This is a genomic window from Staphylococcus pettenkoferi, assembly GCF_002902685.1.
GTDB classification, from domain to species: Bacteria; Bacillota; Bacilli; order Staphylococcales; family Staphylococcaceae; genus Staphylococcus; species Staphylococcus pettenkoferi.
Genome location: NZ_PPRN01000035.1, coordinates 33,575 through 51,515 on the forward strand (window position 1 = coordinate 33,575; position 17,941 = coordinate 51,515).

At 39.2% G+C, this 17,941-nt stretch carries 17 protein-coding genes and 1 riboswitch; of the genes, 8 read left to right on the top strand and 9 right to left on the bottom strand.

What is annotated here, in order from left to right; genetic code table 11:
- Positions 1 to 166 precede the first annotated feature (166 nt).
- Together msaA and cspA are read left to right on the top strand one after the other, a co-directional pair.
- Complete coding sequence (gene msaA, locus CD126_RS07160) at positions 167 to 475, top strand: regulatory protein MsaA (RefSeq protein WP_049406108.1); 309 nt, start codon at positions 167 to 169, stop codon at positions 473 to 475.
- A 180-nt stretch (positions 476 to 655) separates the two neighbouring features.
- A complete protein-coding gene (gene cspA, locus CD126_RS07165) occupies positions 656 to 856 on the top strand; it encodes a cold shock protein CspA (protein WP_001831260.1) in 201 nt (66 codons plus the stop codon).
- Between the two features lie 68 nt (positions 857 to 924).
- Here cspA and lysA read toward each other — a convergent pair whose 3' ends face one another.
- The 9 genes from lysA to CD126_RS07210 all read right to left on the bottom strand — a co-directional run bounded on the left by lysA (position 925) and on the right by CD126_RS07210 (position 11,896).
- The gene (lysA, locus tag CD126_RS07170; protein ID WP_049406110.1) at positions 925 to 2,190 is read right to left on the bottom strand and encodes a diaminopimelate decarboxylase; all 1,266 of its coding nucleotides are present in this window, start codon (positions 2,188 to 2,190) and stop codon (positions 925 to 927) included.
- Between the two features lie 3 nt (positions 2,191 to 2,193).
- Positions 2,194 to 3,267 carry an alanine racemase gene (locus CD126_RS07175; RefSeq protein ID WP_049406111.1) on the bottom strand — a complete coding sequence of 358 codons (1,074 nt, stop codon included), beginning with the start codon at positions 3,265 to 3,267 and terminating at the stop codon, positions 2,194 to 2,196.
- A complete protein-coding gene (locus tag CD126_RS07180) occupies positions 3,264 to 4,421 on the bottom strand; it encodes a M20 metallopeptidase family protein (RefSeq protein WP_049406114.1) in 1,158 nt (385 codons plus the stop codon). The genes CD126_RS07175 and CD126_RS07180 overlap by 4 nt, the downstream gene beginning before the upstream one ends.
- A gap of 276 nt (positions 4,422 to 4,697) precedes the next feature.
- Positions 4,698 to 5,417 carry a 2,3,4,5-tetrahydropyridine-2,6-dicarboxylate N-acetyltransferase gene (gene dapD / locus CD126_RS07185; RefSeq protein ID WP_049406117.1) on the bottom strand — a complete coding sequence of 240 codons (720 nt, stop codon included), beginning with the start codon at positions 5,415 to 5,417 and terminating at the stop codon, positions 4,698 to 4,700.
- Between the two features lie 17 nt (positions 5,418 to 5,434).
- Positions 5,435 to 6,157, bottom strand: coding sequence for a 4-hydroxy-tetrahydrodipicolinate reductase (dapB, locus tag CD126_RS07190; protein ID WP_049406118.1), 723 nt, complete (start codon positions 6,155 to 6,157; stop codon positions 5,435 to 5,437).
- Positions 6,157 to 7,041, bottom strand: coding sequence for a 4-hydroxy-tetrahydrodipicolinate synthase (gene dapA, locus CD126_RS07195; protein WP_049406120.1), 885 nt, complete (start codon positions 7,039 to 7,041; stop codon positions 6,157 to 6,159). The genes dapB and dapA overlap by 1 nt, the downstream gene beginning before the upstream one ends.
- A 43-nt stretch (positions 7,042 to 7,084) precedes the next feature.
- Positions 7,085 to 8,068, bottom strand: a complete 984-nt coding sequence (locus tag CD126_RS07200; protein WP_049406121.1) for an aspartate-semialdehyde dehydrogenase — start codon at positions 8,066 to 8,068, stop codon at positions 7,085 to 7,087.
- A gap of 24 nt (positions 8,069 to 8,092) precedes the next feature.
- The gene (locus CD126_RS07205) at positions 8,093 to 9,295 is read right to left on the bottom strand and encodes an aspartate kinase (RefSeq protein WP_103370245.1); all 1,203 of its coding nucleotides are present in this window, start codon (positions 9,293 to 9,295) and stop codon (positions 8,093 to 8,095) included.
- Positions 9,296 to 9,378: 83 nt separating this feature from the next.
- Positions 9,379 to 9,603, bottom strand: a riboswitch (Lysine riboswitch).
- A gap of 682 nt (positions 9,604 to 10,285) precedes the next feature.
- Positions 10,286 to 11,896 (bottom strand): ABC-F family ATP-binding cassette domain-containing protein, encoded by a 1,611-nt coding sequence (locus CD126_RS07210; protein WP_103370246.1) that lies wholly within the window; start codon positions 11,894 to 11,896, stop codon positions 10,286 to 10,288.
- A 152-nt stretch (positions 11,897 to 12,048) separates the two neighbouring features.
- Between CD126_RS07210 and CD126_RS07215 the strand changes: the two genes are divergently transcribed.
- From CD126_RS07215 to phoU, 6 genes are all read left to right on the top strand, one after another.
- Positions 12,049 to 12,957, top strand: a complete 909-nt coding sequence (locus CD126_RS07215) for a CvfB family protein (RefSeq protein ID WP_049406124.1) — start codon at positions 12,049 to 12,051, stop codon at positions 12,955 to 12,957.
- 451 nt (positions 12,958 to 13,408) lie between these two features.
- A complete protein-coding gene (locus tag CD126_RS07220; RefSeq protein ID WP_049406126.1) occupies positions 13,409 to 14,383 on the top strand; it encodes a PstS family phosphate ABC transporter substrate-binding protein in 975 nt (324 codons plus the stop codon).
- A gap of 120 nt (positions 14,384 to 14,503) precedes the next feature.
- Positions 14,504 to 15,439, top strand: a complete 936-nt coding sequence (pstC, locus tag CD126_RS07225; RefSeq protein WP_414715591.1) for a phosphate ABC transporter permease subunit PstC — start codon at positions 14,504 to 14,506, stop codon at positions 15,437 to 15,439.
- Position 15,440: 1 nt separating this feature from the next.
- A complete protein-coding gene (gene pstA, locus CD126_RS07230) occupies positions 15,441 to 16,358 on the top strand; it encodes a phosphate ABC transporter permease PstA (protein ID WP_002472017.1) in 918 nt (305 codons plus the stop codon).
- Positions 16,359 to 16,370: 12 nt separating this feature from the next.
- Complete coding sequence (pstB, locus tag CD126_RS07235; RefSeq protein ID WP_049406128.1) at positions 16,371 to 17,213, top strand: phosphate ABC transporter ATP-binding protein PstB; 843 nt, start codon at positions 16,371 to 16,373, stop codon at positions 17,211 to 17,213.
- 1 nt (position 17,214) lies between these two features.
- Positions 17,215 to 17,853: a phosphate signaling complex protein PhoU gene (phoU, locus tag CD126_RS07240; RefSeq protein WP_049406130.1), complete on the top strand. Its 639-nt coding sequence runs from the start codon at positions 17,215 to 17,217 to the stop codon at positions 17,851 to 17,853.
- The last annotated feature ends 88 nt before the right edge of the window (positions 17,854 to 17,941 follow it).

A 17,941-nucleotide genomic window follows, 5' to 3' on the forward strand; every position in this document is an offset into this window, starting at 1 on the left:
AACTCTGAAAATATTATAGTTACTTTGTTACATACGTAAAGTGCGCTATCGCTCATCTTCACTTTGATGAGATGAGTAGTGAAACTCTCTGAATATTTAGGTATCGTCTCGTGATGATGGTATTCAAATTACGTATAGCGACATAATCGAAAGGATGTAATAAGGGATGTGGACAGTTACAAAGATCAGAGCTGATTACGAAGGTTGGTGGCTTTTTAGTGACTGGACAGACTGTATTATTGAACGTTACAACTATGAAACTTACGCTGAGATGTTAAATGCTTATCGCAAAATGATTGCAAAGGCTAAAGCATACTATGATAACTACATTGTAGGAAAGTACAACATTCATGCCTTTTATAATAACTGTGAACTAGGGTTCTGTGAAGACTGTGATGAAGACCTACAAATATTTTATAGTTTCATTGTATTAAATAATAACGAAGTTTATTATAATCTACCAATTATTGAATAATTCCTTTTTTGATAATTGTATTGCATTTTAACATGCTTTAACGTATACTGGTAATCAAGCAATAAGTATTATTCCATATTGCAAAGAATATTGTATTTCAGTTTGACTGTGAAACCGTATTTTTTGTAATATGCGAATAACGCATATTGATTGAATTTTAGTCTTGGAGGTTTCACAGATATGAAACAAGGTACAGTTAAATGGTTTAACGCTGAAAAAGGTTTTGGTTTTATCGAAGTTGAAGGAGAAAACGACGTATTCGTACACTTCTCAGCTATTAACCAAGAAGGTTACAAATCATTAGAAGAAGGTCAATCAGTTGAATTTGAAGTAGTTGAAGGCGACCGCGGTCCTCAAGCTGCAAACGTTGTTAAACTATAATTATAGATTTTAATACCAATTGACACAAAAAAGAGCCTTAATTAAGGCTCTTTTTTGTGTCTTTATCTTTATTTCGTATCATTGATGATGAGTTGACGTAGAGATTGACGTTTAATCACTTCACGTGCTTTACCATCTTTCATAAAGAATACGGATGGTTTCTGCATTTGATTATAGTTTGAAGCCATAGAATAATGATACGCCCCTGTTGAAAGAATAGCTAAATAATCGCCGCGTTGTACAGAGGAAGGGAGTTTCGCTTCACGTACGATAATATCGCTAGATTCACAAAGTTTACCGGCAATCGTCACTGTTTCATCCGCTTCTTCTTCACGATTGACTAATAGCGCTTCGTAATCAGCATCATATAACGCTGTGCGGATATGATCACTCATACCCCCGTCTACAGAAACATACTTATTCACACCTGGGATTTCTTTAATTGTTCCGACTTCGTATAAAGTCACACCCGCTTCACCAACGATAGAGCGTCCTGGTTCAATACCAATTTCTGGTACAAGGTAATTCAATGATTCAGCTGTTTCTTTAATCGCACTCGTAATTTCTGCAATACCTTCTTCAATAGGGAAGCTTGTATCACCATCTACATACTTAATACCGAAGCCGCCACCTAAGTTGAGTAAATCAACCTCAATGTTATTGTCTTTTAACCATTGAAGCACGAGTTTCGCAGTCTCGATCATTGCTTCAGTACCTTCGATTTGAGAACCGATATGGAAGTGAACTCCTTTGAGATTCAATTTCTCTTTGTCATTAATCGCTTCGACCGCTTCTTTAGCCAAACCATGTTTGATTGAAAGTCCAAATTTACTATCTTCTTGTCCTGTTTGGATAAACTCGTGCGTATGCGCTTCAACTCCAGGATTCAAGCGTACGACCACATCTACCGGCTCGCTCGCGTATTTATTGATTAAATCGATTTCTTCGAGTGCATCAATCACGATGTAACCCACATGATTTTCCAAAGCATATTGAATTTCACGTTTCGTCTTATTATTCCCATGGAAGTGAATTCGTGATGGATCGAAACCTGCAGCGAGTGCTGTGTAAAGTTCTCCTTCAGACACAACATCTAATTGTAAATCTTCTTCATCAACCAATTTGACCATTTGTAGGCAAGTAAAAGCTTTTGAAGCATAAGAAATATTATAGTTCAGACCACTTTTACGAAAAGCCTCATGATAACGACGCATTTGATTACGAATTTCGTCTTCATCATAAACAAAAGCAGGGGTACCAAAGCTCTGAGCAAGCGTCTTCAAGCTCGTACCACCCATCGTTAATTCGCCATACTCATTATATTTAACAGCCATAACTTATCGTATCTCCTTTATCAATGAATGATGATTGAGCGCACTGAGTTGTTCAGAATTCGCGCCCACACCTTTAAATGTAAATTCATCTACACGTATATCACCATTATATAATATAACCTCATCTTCTGCATGGACTGTCTCATCTACTTCAACAAACATATGGCTCATCATCAAAGCACGAATAGAGAAACGACGGCCGTGAATTAACACATCATGCTCTGCACGAGACTTAAGGAAGCCATCACCATAACCAATATCAACGACTGCTAAACGCGTATGAGGTTCAGTTACTTCGAAAGCAAAGCTATAGCCACAATAATCGCCTTGATGTACATCTCGGATTTGAATCACATTCGCCTTGAGTGTCAGTGCTTGTGTGATTTCACTCTGATTCAGCGAACTATATGGTCTTGAACCATAGAGCGCGATGCCTATGCGCGCATGAGTATGGTGGGGGAGTAAGCCCTCTTCACGATAGTAGCTTGCACTATTTTGCGCATGAATCAGGTTAAAATGATAGCCCTCTGAAAGTAGTGTATCGACAATCTTCAACCAAGCTTCTCTTTCATTTTGATATTCTGGCACATCGAATTCGTCGGCATAACCAAAGTGCGTCCATAATCCTTCAACAATCACGCGTTGATCTTCATCTTCTTGCTCGATTGCACTTAATACTTCATGAATCTCATCAAGCGTTCTAAAGCCAGAGCGATGGAGTAAATTCTCAAATTCAATATGCACTTTAATACCTTGTAGTTGTTCTTTGTGACAGTAATAATAATCTAAAGAAGGTAAAGTCATCTGAATGTCGTACTGACGTACCGTGTCGAACTCATAACTTGGATTCATAAGAAAGATTGTTGCTTCTGGCGCTAGTTCACGTACACGAACCGCTTCCTTTAAAGAAGTCGTACTAAACGTATCTATACCAGCTTCTAGAAAGGATTCAACAGCGAATTCTAATCCATAGTGATATGCATTGTTCTTCACAACCGCCAGCACATTGTTATTACCTTTAACGCTTTGCGCATTATTTATAAACGTTTGTCGATCTATTGACCAAATCGCTGTCATTCTGCAAGCACCTCTTCATAATTCATTAAGATTTGTTCATAATAATCTGCGACACGAATCAGCATACTTTCATTAAAGTTCAAATGAGACGTATGCAAGCCTGTAACGTAACCTTTACTTTCATCTCGCGTACCTACAAAGACGAAATAACTTGGCGCAAGTTGGCTATAGAAACTGAAATCTTCACCAAAGAGATACGGCGTTGGTTTATCGATAATACCTAAACCTGCTTCAGTCAGTCCTTTATCTACAAACGCTCTAAGTTCAGGCGCATTATAAGTAGGGGGATAACCTTCCTCAAATTTCACTTCACAGTCAACATTGAAGAGGGCTTTCACACTTTCGGCAATGCGCTCCATTTGATTTTTAACAATCGTTAGATCTTGTGTGTCATATGTACGAATTGTACCTTCTAAATAACCATGACTAGGCACTGTATTAATCGCTTCTCCTGCTTCAAAGTGTCCCATGTGCACGATATTACGTTTCAAGCCGTTGAGATGAAATTGCTGAATTTGTCCTACTTGCGTCAACACATGCTGTAACGCTTCTCCACACGAACGACCTTGCTCTTTATCCGCTACGTGACTAGATAGACCATTTAAGAAAAAGCGATATTCTGTCGCACTAGCAGTGATTTCCTTATCACGTAAAGCGACATGGCCTTCATCGACGAAAGGCATGACATGAATACCAAAGATGGCTTCAATATCAAAGCTCTCAAATGCACCCGCTTTAATTAGACGATTCGCACCACCGCCTGTTTCTTCAGCAGGTTGGAAGATAAACACGACATTTTGTGGTAAACGTCCTTCATCACTAAGACGTTTACATCTTTGAACGAATAACATGAGCGCCGTTGTATGTCCATCATGACCACACGCGTGCATCACGTTGTCTTCTTGACTGCGATAGTCAACATCATTCTCTTCAAAGATAGGTAAGGCATCGATATCTGCGCGATAAGCAATCGTATGATTCCCGTTACCCTCTAAAAAAGCGATAGCACCCGTATCGAGAGGGCGCTCGTAATGAATACCTAAATCTTCAAGAAATTTCACGATATACTCAGTCGTTTCATATTCATGTAAGCTCAGTTCTGGATGTGCATGTAAATGGCGACGATGTTGCGTAACAAATTCTAATTCACTCATAACAATCCTGTCCTTTGTTTAAAATATGTATAAGGGATAACTGTGTCCTCACACTAAACAAGTTATAGTTAAAATCATTGCTACAACCGTCTAAAGCTAGAAGTCTTCTAAAGTTATCCCTTTAAGTTGGTGAGATATGCCTCGGCAGAAGTGGACGAATATCTTCTAAGTATGTGTAAGCGTTTCTTAAAAAATAATCATTTTACCTAACGATAAATTCACACAATCCTACCGAGCATCACTTAAATTATCTTTAATGCTATCATTATATAATACTTAATTATCTAAATTTCTTAATGCTGAAACAATTTCTCGTTTAGAATCATCAACGTCTGATGTTTGTTTGATGACTTTCGCTGGCGTACCGGCTACTACTGCACCCGCGGGCACATCTTGAGTAACAATTGCGCCTGCTGCAACGATTGCACCTTCGCCGACTGTGACACCTTCTAGGATGACCGCGTTCGCTCCGATAAGCACGTTGTCTTCAATGACAACAGGGGAAGCACTTGGAGGCTCAATGACACCTGCAAGGACAGCACCAGCACCTACGTGGACGTTCTTACCTGTCGTTGCACGACCACCTAATGCCGCGTTCATATCGATCATCGTACCTTCGCCAACGACAGCACCAATATTAATTGTAGCTCCCATCATTACTACAGCGCCATCTTCGATAATGGCTTGTTCACGGATAAATGCGCCGGGCTCAATACGTGCGTTTGTATTCGTTAAGTCTTTGAGCGGAATAGCTGAGTTGCGTCGATCCATTTCAATTTCTAATTCTTCAATAGCAGATGCATTTGCTTCGTAAAATTGTTTCCAATCTGCTGCTTCACAGAAGATGACTTTTGAATCATCTGAACCGAATACTTTAAATTGTTCTGGGAAAGTGACATCATTAAAGTTCCCGTTTGCATAAACCTTTAAAGGCGTTGATTTCTTTGCATCACTAATATATTGAATAATTTCTTCTGCTGATAAATGTTGTACCATCCATCTCTCTCCTTTGTTTATAAATTATCAAATGTATAGAAACCATTCTCTTTAGTTACTAACTTCGTCGCTGCATTTAATGCGCCATTCGCAAAAATATCTTTAGACTGAGCGCGATGCGTGAGTTCAATCGTTTCATCTTGACCTGCAAATAAGACATCGTGTTGACCGACGATTGTGCCTCCGCGAATGGCGTGAATTCCCACTTCATTCGGTTGGCGTTTCTCATCATTGTCATGTCGATCGTACACAGGCTCTAAATTCTGTCTCAACTCATCAATCACATCATATAGCTTAACGAGTGTGCCACTTGGCGCATCAACTTTCTTATTGTGATGTGCCTCAGTGAGTTCGATATCGAAGTCTTGAAGTAAAGGTACTGCTGTTTCTAGTAATTTAGTCAACACATGTATACCGTAACTCATGTTGGCACTAAAGAAGACAGGCATCTGTTTACCGAGCGTTTGGAGTTTATCGATAATCTCATCCTTTTTACCAGTAGTGGCAACGACTAAGGGAAGATTGAAATCTTCATCTAGTAAAGGTAATAATAATTCAGGATTTGAAAAATCGATGGCTACATCTGCTTCTTTAGCCTCACTAATATGTTGGAAAGTCGGGTAGGGATACGACTTCGACGCATCCCTTACGATCGTACCGACAATCTCATGACCATTCTCTTCTGCTAAGCGTGCCACACGTTCGTTCATCGCACCGTAGCCAATTAAGAGAATCTTCATTATAAATCACCTGCTTTATAACTTTGATACGCATCTTCTAATCCTTTGCGCTCAGCTTCAGGAAGTGGCACGAGCGGTAAACGCAACTCATATTTACCGAATCCTTCAACAGCTGTTAAAGCTTTAATTGGAATAGGATTCACATCTATGCTCGTCGCATCTAACAAGCGACCAATTGGTTGAAATGCTTCTTCAATATTTTCCTCATTTTGTTTAGCGTCGTATAAATTTTGGAAATCTCGTGGAATCACATTCGCAATAACTGAAATCACGCCATGTCCACCACGATTGTAGAATTCAACTACGTTATCATCATTACCACTGAGTAAAGCGAAATGGTCTGTATCGACACGTTGTTTCACTTCTTCAAAGTAATCGAAATCATTTGTCGCATCTTTCAATGCAACGATGTATTCATTTTTACTCAACGTTTCAACCGTTTCTGGCTCAATCGTCATATTCGTACGTGAAGGCACGTTATAAAGTACCACTGGAATTTGAGCTTCATTCGCAATCGTCGTGAAGTGCTCAACTAAGCCACGTTGATTCGTTTTATTGTAGTAAGGTGTAATCAACATTACGCCATCTGCACCTAACTCTTTCGCACGTTTCGATGCTGCTACTGATTTCGCCGTATTGTTGGTACCTGTACCTGCAATAACCGGAACCTCGCCGTTCACGAGTCCTACAACTGTTTCTAATACTTGCTCTTTCTCTTCATCCGTTAGGGTAGGGCTTTCTGCAGTAGTTCCGTTAACGACAATCGCTTTCGCGTTATTCTCTAGTAAGTATGTCACGTGCTCACGTAATGCACCATAATCTACTTCGTTATTGGTAAAAGGGGTTGTTAAAGCAACACCCACGCCTTCAAAGATATGTGTCATGATATAGAACTCCTTTCAAGTTGTTAATATTGTTACAATTCGGTTATTTCTTGAGTTGCATGACTTGTTCTAAGATCTGAACTGCATTGAGCGCAGCGCCTTTCAATAAATTGTCAGACGTGCACCATACATGGAACGTATTGTCTAAAGTATCATCGCGACGAATTCGTCCAACGAAGATCTCATCTTTACCTGTAGAATGAATCGCTAGAGGATATTCATTCTGTTCCGGATTATCGATGAGTACGACACGGTCATCTTCCTCAAATAGTTGTTGAATGCTTTCGACTGATGCTGTGTCCTTTAACGTCACACTCATGTGTACACTGTGGCTATCTTGCACTGGAACACGCACACATGTCGCTGTCACTTTTAAAGTCTCATCATTCAAGATTTTACGTGTTTCATCGATCATCTTCTGTTCTTCTTTCGTATAGCCATCCTCCAAGAACACATCGATATGTGGTAAGACGTTGTTATAGATTGGGTGAGGGTAGGCTTCTGGAGCTTTACCATTCGCACCTTCAGTTAAATCTCTTTTACCTTTAACGCCTGAACCTGAAACAGCTTGATAAGTCGTATAAGCTACACGTTCAAGTCCGAAACGTTCTTGCAAGAGTCTTAAAGGCACGACAGATTGAATCGTTGAACAGTTCGGGTTAGCGATGATTCCTCTCGTAAAATGCGGTTGATTCACTTCAGGAACGACTAAGTCCACATCTTCTGTCATACGCCATTGACTTGAATTGTCGATAACGATCGCGCCCGCTTCTTCGAAAAGGGGAGCGAAATGCTCACTCGTGCCTCCGCCAGCACTCATAAGGACATAATCAAAATGTTCTTGCGCTCGCGCTTCAGTGAGCTCTTGAACGGTATACGTTTGTCCTTGGAAATTGATTTCCTGACCTGCTGAGCGAGCAGAGGAGAACAATACGAGTTCATCAAATGGAATAGCTTTGCGATCTAACGTTTCTAACATCTTTGTTCCCACTAGTCCTGTGGCACCAACTACTGCTAATCTTGTCATCTATATACACTCCTCTGGATTGATTTAAATATCAAATGCTTCGTAGAGGACGGCAACGGCTTTATCACCATTCTCCTCATCAATCACACTTGAAATACTAATTTCTGACGTTGTTGTTTGGTAAAATGGAATGTCGTTCTCGATTAAGGTAATAAACGCGCGAGATGCCACACCCGACATGTCACGCATGCCTGAACCGATGAGCGAAATCTTAACGTAAGAATCATTAATCTTGTAATCTAACGCTTTAAATTCATTCGATAAACGTTCGAGAATTCCATTAATTTGTCCTAAGTCAGTATCTTTAATAGTGAATGACATTTGAAGTCCTTCGATATTAATAATTTGTGAAATCATATCGACGTTGACTGACCCTGCTTCTAGTTGATCAAAGAGGGCGGTCAACAGACGATTATCGGGTAGGGGATGACTAATCGTTACATGCATCATGTTGCGATCTAATGCAACCCCTGTTACTGCTTTCTTCTCTAACAACTCTGTTCTAGACATAATCCAAGTTCCTTTCACATTTGATAGGGTTCTGCCAAGATAAATTGGAATATTGTAATTTTTGGCAATTTCAACACTTCTCGTTTCTAACACACCCGCGCCTAATGCACTCATCTCCATCATTTCTTCAAAGGAGACATATTCAAGTCGTTTCGCATCTTTATAGATACGCGGGTCCGTCGCATAAACACCATCTACATCGGTGTATATTTCACAAGGAATCTGGTTACTTGCAGCTAAAGCTACAGCGGTCGTATCTGAACCCCCGCGACCTAGCGTAGTAATTTCATCATGTTCGTTAATTCCTTGGAAGCCAGCAACGACGAGTACATCATTCGCTTCAAATGCATGTTCAAACGTCTGTGGATTGATCTCAGCAATTTTACTTTTAAGATGATGTCCAACAGTCTTAATGCCTGCTTGATAGCCCGTCATCGCTTTAGCATTTACGCCGATATCATTCAGTATCATTGAAAGGTATGATACTGTTTGTTGTTCACCCGTTGTGAGTAGTAGGGCCAGTTCTTGCTCCTTAGGCTTTGTAGTAAGCGATGAGACATTGTTCCTTAACTCATCCGTTGTCTTGCCCATTGCGCTGACTACCACGATGAGTTGTTCTCCTGCCTCTACTCGACTTTTCAGCATGTCAGCAATATTTCTAATTTTGTGAAAATCACTGACAGAAGAACCGCCAAATTTTAAAACACTTCGTTTCAATTTCAATATCCTCCTCAATTAGGGGAGAATCACAGTAATAAAAAAAGAACAAGTTCGGAATGCGAGCTTGTCCTCAATCTATCTACAAGTGATGCACTCCATTATCTAACAATAATGACAGACTCTTTGTTATTAACAAGAAAGTCCAATGATCTCCCTCTGCTAAGAGAAACCACTTCGGCATCGCACCCTTTCAATGTTAGCTACTAGCAGGTAGGGAATAGTTTTCCTTTTCAGATAATTATTAGCAAAAAAGAAATCAAGGCCGTCTAACATTTACTGATGATTGATGCTCCTCATCTTTGAATTATTAGCTTTTCAATATGTTTTTTATTATACATAGATGCGCATAGCCTGTAAACCTCAAATATCATTTTTAATCAAAAAAATCTGAAAAATAATGTACGATAAATATGCATTTGCTACATAACTGTAAAAATAAAAGATGTGTGAGTAAGAAAATTAGGGAAATAAAAAGGAATTATGATTGAAAGGAGTGGAATGTTGGTCAGTTATAGATGAAAGGATGTAAGTTGAGTGATGATTAATTAAATCGTTAACGATGAAACGTTGGATAATCCTAGCATAGTTTTAAAATCAATAGAAGAGTTGGAATAGGTAATATGAGTATAAAGAAATTGATATGAACCATCATATAAAAGTAACATTTATAAACACTAGAAGTTCGATGATAGATAATGAAAATTATATTAGAAAATAAATAATAAGTTAATTTTCAATGTTGACTCGAGACGCTTGATGGAACCAGACTACAACGAACATCCATTCTTTGAACACTTTATGAGAAAGGAATGAGTTGAGTGGGGTCCTACGCAATAGAGATCTGGATTCATAAGAGGTTCAACTCTTATGAATCCTAGCTCTCTTTACGAGGGAAGTACTACGAAATCAAAGATTTCTGTACTTCTCCCAACCAAGCGAGAGTCATAACATTGAAAAAAGTAGATAATATTAATTTTTTAAGGATAATTAGCTTTGAGGCTTAATGACACCAATTTCTTCAAGATATTCACTATATGGAATTTCTTTAGAAACTGCGCCCGGTTGATTAATATCAATGACACGGTTCGCAATTGTATTGATAAATTCAAAGTCATGTGAAGTAAAGATAATAGAGCCTTTAAAGTTCTTCAAGCCTTCGTTCACAGAGGTAATACTTTCAAGGTCTAAGTGGTTCGTTGGCTCATCCATGAGAAGTACGTTCGCTTCAGATAACATCATCTTACTCAACATACAACGTACTTTCTCACCACCGGATAAGACGCTAGCTTTCTTCTTAACTTCTTCACCGCTGAAGAGCATACGACCTAAGAAACCACGTAAGAACGTTTCAGTTTGTTCGTCTTCAGGTGCATATTGACGCAACCAATCAACAAGGTTCATGTCTACACCTTCGAAATAAGCAGAATTATCTTTAGGGAAGTTACTACGTGAAGTTGTCACACCCCATTTAACTGAACCTTCGTCAGGTTCCATTTCTCCTGCAAGAATCTTAAGTAATGCTGTCTTAGCAATTTCGCTATCGCCAATAAGCACAGCTTTATCATTTGGATTCATAGTGAAGGAGATGTCATCAAGCACTTTTTCACCATCAATCGTTTTAGAAACGTTATTGACGAATAATAAGTCATTACCGATTTCACGTTCAGGTGTAAATCTAACGAATGGGTAACGTCTTGAGGATGGTTGAATATCTTCAAGTTCAATTTTTTCCAATTGTTTCTTACGACTTGTCGCTTGTTTAGATTTAGATGCATTTGCTGAGAAACGCGCGATAAAGTCTTGTAATTCTTTAATCTTTTCTTCTTTTTTCTTGTTTTGCTCTTGCGCCATCTTCATCGCAAGTTGGCTGGATTGATACCAGAAATCATAGTTACCGACGTAAAGTTTAATTTTACCGTAATCTAAATCCGCAATATGCGTACATACGTTATTGAGGAAGTGTCTATCGTGTGACACGACTATAACCGTATTCTCGAAATTGATTAAGAAATCTTCGAGCCAGTTAATCGCAGGAATATCGAGACCATTGGTAGGCTCGTCGAGAAGTAAGACGTCTGGATCGCCAAATAAACTTTGAGCTAAGAGTACTTTCACTTTCTGATTGTTCTCTAGTTCAGACATTGTCTTGTCATGCAATTCAGCAGGAATTCCGAGACCTGACAGGAGGGAACCTGCATCCGCTTCAGCATTCCAACCGTTCATTTCCGCAAATTCGCCTTCAAGTTCTGCCGCGCGAATACCGTCTTCGTCACTAAAGTCAGGCTTCATATAAATTTCGTCTTTCTCTTTCATCACATTAAATAGTCTTTCATGACCTTGGATGACTACATCAAGTACGCGTTGATCTTCATACGCAAAGTGATCTTGTTTCAATATTGCTAAACGCTCGTCTTTACCCATAGAAACGTGGCCTGTTTGAGCGTCAATTTCTCCAGATAATATTTTTAAAAATGTTGATTTACCAGCACCGTTTGCACCGATTAAACCATAGCAGTTCCCATCAGTAAATTTGATATTTACATCTTCAAATAACTTACGGTCCCCAAAACGCAAACTTACATCTGAAACTTGTAACATGTCATAACTCCTTTACGTTATTATACCGGACAAATTATAACATATAATAAGAACGCATTCGATAGTCATGATGAGAATCATGATAGGGTTTAATGCTAGGAGTATCAATGCGTGTTATAATGGTTAAGATTATATGTGCAAAGGAGATAATTATGGCACACAATGAACAAGATATTGCAGGAACAATCGATTTCCTAGAAGTAGTAGATACGTCAGGTTCTACCTATATATTACGCGGTCCCAATAATGAAATAGTAAAGTTGAATCCTTCTGAAATTAGTGAAGAAGATGACTTAGAAGTAGGAGAAGAATATAGTTTCTTCATATATCCGAACCGCTCTGGCGATTTATTCGCTACGCAAAACATGCCTGACATTACTAAAGACAAATACGATTTCGTTAAGGTGTTAAAAGCCGACCGTGATGGCGCACATGTGGACGTGGGCTTACCTCGTGAAGTATTGATTCCTTGGGAAGACCTACCTAAACTTAAATCGTTATGGCCAGCACAAGGTGATTACGTCCTTGTCACTTTACGTATCGATAGCCAACGTCAAATGTTCGCGCGTCTCGCTTCAGAAACGATTGTCGAACATATGTATACACCAATTCATGATGATCGTTATCATAATCAAGAAATCCAGGCGCGTCCATACCGTTTACTTCGCGTTGGAACATTTTTACTCTCAACTGAAGGACATAAAATCTTTGTGCATCAATCTGAGCGTAAGGAAGAGCCACGTTTAGGCGAGTTAATGAATGTCCGCATCATTGGTTACAATGAGAAAGGGGAGCTCAATGGTTCGTTCTTACCACTTGCCCATGAACGCTTAGATGATGATGGCCAAGTTATCTTTGATTTACTTATCGAATATGACGGTAAATTACCTTTCTGGGACAAGTCTAGCCCTGAAGCTATTAAAGAAGTCTTTAACATGAGTAAAGGTGCTTTCAAACGTGCGATAGGCCACTTGTATAAAAGAAAAATTATTAATATCGAAACAGGACAGATTAGTTTAACGAAAAAAGGTTGGAATATCGCGAAAGATAATGAAAGTTAATAAAGTTTTAAATCCAGCTTTAGAAAAATAAAATGAGTTAAAGTTTAAAATAGAATAGCTTTTAAAAATCAGCTTGAGTTCGAAAAAGCATAGCGCTCACATTCGAATTCAAGCTTTTTTATGTGGAGGAAGTACTCCGACACATCTGAGACGAACATCTATTCATGATACCGCTAAGATGTCGTGATTGAGTTAAGTGCAGCGCTTCAGCAAGGAAAAATTGCCAACTTGAAAACGACACATAGTTCGCGAAAATCTCAATAATTTCTACTAGACAACATTCCTCTAGACCATTCCTTCCTTCAATTAACTTTATTAACCCATACTTTTACAGCTTTTTAAAAGAATTTAACTTAATCTTTACACTGCAACTATTTTAACTTAATAAACAACCTCTAATATAAACAGTGAAATAACTTAAACATTACATATCACTGAGGAGGATGTTGGAATGAAGAAATGGCAATTCGTTGGTACATCGATTATCGGCGCATCGTTACTACTTGGCGCTTGTGGGGGAGGAAATGCCAACTCGGGCAACGATAGTTCAAACAAAGTGAAGGGCGATGGCTCATCTACAGTCGGCCCAATCATTGAGAAGTTAAATGAGAAATTCTCGAAAGACCATTCAGATGTCACAGTATCTTCAGGTACAGCAGGCACAGGTGGCGGTTTCGAAAAATTCATCGCTGGTAACACAGATTTTTCTAATGCTTCTAGACCAATCAAAGATGAAGAAAAGAAAAAACTACAAGATAAAAATATCAAATATCATGAATACAAAGTTGCACAAGACGGCGTAACAATTACCGTCAATAAAGATAACGATTTCGTTGATACGCTAACGAAAGATCAACTTAAAGATATTTATTCTGGTAAAGACAAGACTTGGAAAGATGTGAACTCTAAATGGCCAGATAAGAAAATTAAAGCGTTCTCTCCTGACCAATCTCACGGTACTTACGACTTCTTTACTGAAGAAGTGATGAACGACGGCGATATTAAAGCAGATAAAAATGCTGATACTAACGTCATCGTTAAGTCTGTTCAAGATAACAAAGAAGGTATCGGTTACTTCGGCTATAACTTCTACGAACAAAATAAAGACAAATTAAAAGAAGTTAAGATCAAAGATAATGACGGCAAAGTAACGAAACCGACTAAGAAAACAATTCAAAATGATTCTTACGCCTTGAGTCGACCACTCTTTATCTATACCAATGATAAGAAACTCGAAAGCAATAAAGGCTTCCAGAAATTTATGAAATTCGTCATGGATGATAAAGGTAAATCTGCCGAAAAAGCTGGTTTCGTCGCACTACCAGACAAAGATTACAAACAACAAAAGAACGAAATTAAAGATTTTATCAACAAACACGATAAAAAAGACGACGATAAAGACAGTAAGGATAAAGAGGATAAATAAAAACATTGCTAAGTAGAAGATAAAGATTGGGGAGACTGAGTAGAAAGCGAAGCATGATAAATCACCTTTCTACGCTTCCCAATCTTTTTACATAATTAGGAGTTACAGAAGAAAGAAGGGATGCTATTGACTACACCACAAATTAACGTCAGCAAGATGATTGAAGATAAACAATCGAAATCGAAAGTAACGAGCGATAAAGTCGTTCCAAAAGTGCTTGCACTCATCGCGCTGATTTCAATTCTAACTACACTAGGCATATTAGTGACATTGCTCACTGAAACCATCACATTCTTTACACGCATACCACTGACTGAATTTCTATTCACAGCGGAGTGGTCGCCATTCACTTCGTCACCGAAATACGGAATTTGGGCACTCATCATCGGCACACTGAAGATCACAGTCATTGCCACAATCGTAGCAGTGCCAATCGGCTTAGGTTCTGCAATTTATCTCAGTGAATATGCCTCAAAGACAGCACGTAAGATCATTAAACCTACCTTGGAATTATTGTCAGGAATTCCGACGATTGTCTTTGGTTTCTTCGCCCTAACTTTCGTCACACCATTACTCAGATCTATCTTTCCTGATATCAATAGCTTCAATTCCATCAGTCCCGGAATTGTTGTAGGTATCATGATTATTCCGCTCATCTCGAGTATGAGTGAAGACGTCATGTCTTCTGTACCAAACAAAGTACGAGAGGGCGCTTTAGGAATGGGTGCAACCAAGTTTGAAGTTGCACGCAAAGTCATCGTTCCCGCTGCGACATCAGGCATCATGGCATCGATCGTGTTAGCTATCTCAAGAGCATTAGGCGAGACGATGATCGTGTCGTTAGCAGCCGGCAGTACACCGAGTTCATCATTCGATTTAACAAATTCCATTCAAACGATGACCGGTTACATCGTCCAAGTGGCGACAGGTGATGCAACCTTCGGCTCTACAGCTTATTACAGTATTTATGCGGTAGGATTCACACTCTTCATCTTCACGATTATCATGAACTTGATTTCTCAGTGGATTACACACCGCTTCAGAGAGGAGTATTAATATGACGGTATCTGCACCAACTCGACAACTTAAGCAAGATGACGCGAAGTTAAATCAACGCATACGTCAACGTCTCAAACTCAATCGCATACTGAAATATGTACTCTTAGGCTGCACTTTAGTCGGCTTGCTTGTCTTAGCTGTGCTGATTATCGACACTTTAGTAAAAGGAACGAGTCATCTCAACTTACATTTCTTAACGTCGTTTTCTTCTTCTACACCAAGTATGGCAGGGATTAAAGGCGCTCTAGTTGGTACGCTGTGGTTAATGGTGACAATCATTCCCATTTCAATCATTCTCGGTGTAGGCACAGCGATATATTTAGAGGAATACGCACGAGATAACACGTTCACACGTATTATTAAAATTAGTATTTCAAACTTAGCAGGTGTTCCTTCTGTCGTTTTCGGTTTACTTGGTCTGACGATATTCGTTAGAGGTATGGGCATCGAAGCACTTGGCTTAGGCAACTCAATTATTGCTGCAGCACTGACGATGTCGCTACTCATCTTACCTATTATTATCGTTGCAAGCCAAGAGGCGATACGTGCTGTCCCGCAATCAATGCGCGATGCTTCATATGGTTTAGGTGCAACCCAATGGCAAACGATTCGTCGTGTCGTTCTACCTGCTGCACTACCAGGTATCTTAACTGGCTTTATATTAGCTTTATCACGTGCATTAGGGGAGACGGCACCTCTCATTCTCATTGGTATTCCAACTGTCTTATTGTCGCTACCATCTAGTATATTCGATCAGTTCCAAGCTTTACCAATGCAGATTTATAACTGGGCGAAACTACCGCAAGCTGAATTCCAGAATGTCGCTTCAGCCGGAATTATCGTCTTGCTCATCATCTTACTGTTAATGAATGCGATAGCCATCTTTTTACGTAATAAGTTTAGTAAAAAATTTTAGGGGAGTGTAATTATGTCTCAACTTTTACAAGAAAGAAAAAATACCAAGGTCGCACAACGACTTTCAGACTTCAATCAAACAGAAGCGCAACCATCATCAAAAAATATCGTTTATTCCACACAGAATTTAGATTTATGGTACGGTGACTATCACGCTTTGAAGAATATTAGCTTAGATATTGAGGAGAACACGATTACAGCGATTATCGGTCCTTCAGGTTGTGGTAAATCAACATATATCAAAGCGTTGAACCGTATGGTCGAACTCGTACCATCTGTTAAGACAGCGGGTAAGATTTACTATCGTGAACAAAATATCTTTGATCGTCAATTACCTGTTGAGAAACTCAGAACGAAAGTAGGAATGGTCTTCCAACATCCAAACCCATTCCCTAAATCGATTTACGACAATGTAACTTACGGACCTAAAATGCACGGTATCAAGGATAAAAAGACGCTCGATGCCATCGTCGAAAAGTCGTTGAAAGATGCCGCAGTGTGGGATGAAGTGAAAGACAAACTTAATCGTAATGCGTACAGCCTATCTGGTGGTCAGCAGCAACGTGTGTGTATTGCACGAACGCTCGCCATTCAACCTGATGTGATACTCATGGATGAGCCTACATCTGCACTAGATCCCATTTCAACTCTAAAGATTGAAGAGCTCGTTCAAACGTTGAAAGAAGACTATACAATTATCATGGTGACACATAACATGCAACAAGCAGCGCGTGTATCTGATCGTACCGCTTTCTTCCTCAACGGTTACGTCAATGAGTATAACGATACAGATAAATTGTTCTCGCATCCTGTCGATAAGGAGACAGAAGATTACATTTCAGGAAGATTTGGTTAATATGATGACAATTCGTTCACAATATGAGGCGGATATTGATGCTTTGCACCACAAACTGAGACGAATGGGTCTACGTGTTTATAGCAGTATCACAAGAGCCATTCAATCGCTGGATGACAATGATAAAACACGTGCACGCCAAGTGATTGCAAAAGATCAATTGATTAATCAGCTAGAGACAGATATTAATGAAAGTGTCGTTCTGCTTATTCTAAAACAACAACCTGTAGCATCAGACTTAAGATTAGTGCTCGCTGCGTTAAAGATTGCGAACGAACTTGAGCGTATAGGTGACAACGCTGCGAACATTGCACATATTCGTTTACGAACGCGTATCGATGATGAATATGTGTTGAAGCGCTTAGAAGCAATGGGGCAGTTAAGCCTATTAATGTTAGAGGATCTTGATACGGCTAACAAGGGTAAAGAACTGTCTTTAGTAGAAGAAATTATTCAACGCGACCAAGATATTGATGACCTTTACACACACATTATTAATATTACGTATTTAATCGATAACGATCCTTACGTGGCAGGGCAAGCCCATCTCGCTGCACGCTCTTTAGAACGCATCGGGGATCACATAGGCAACATTGCTGAAAATATTCTTTATTATTACACGGGAGAACTTAATAAATAAAGGCTCCTTGTCAATAACGGTTGGTGAGGGTCAAACGCACTAAGCAACTTTATTATGTTGTTTGGTGCGTTTTTTATATTCACTTACG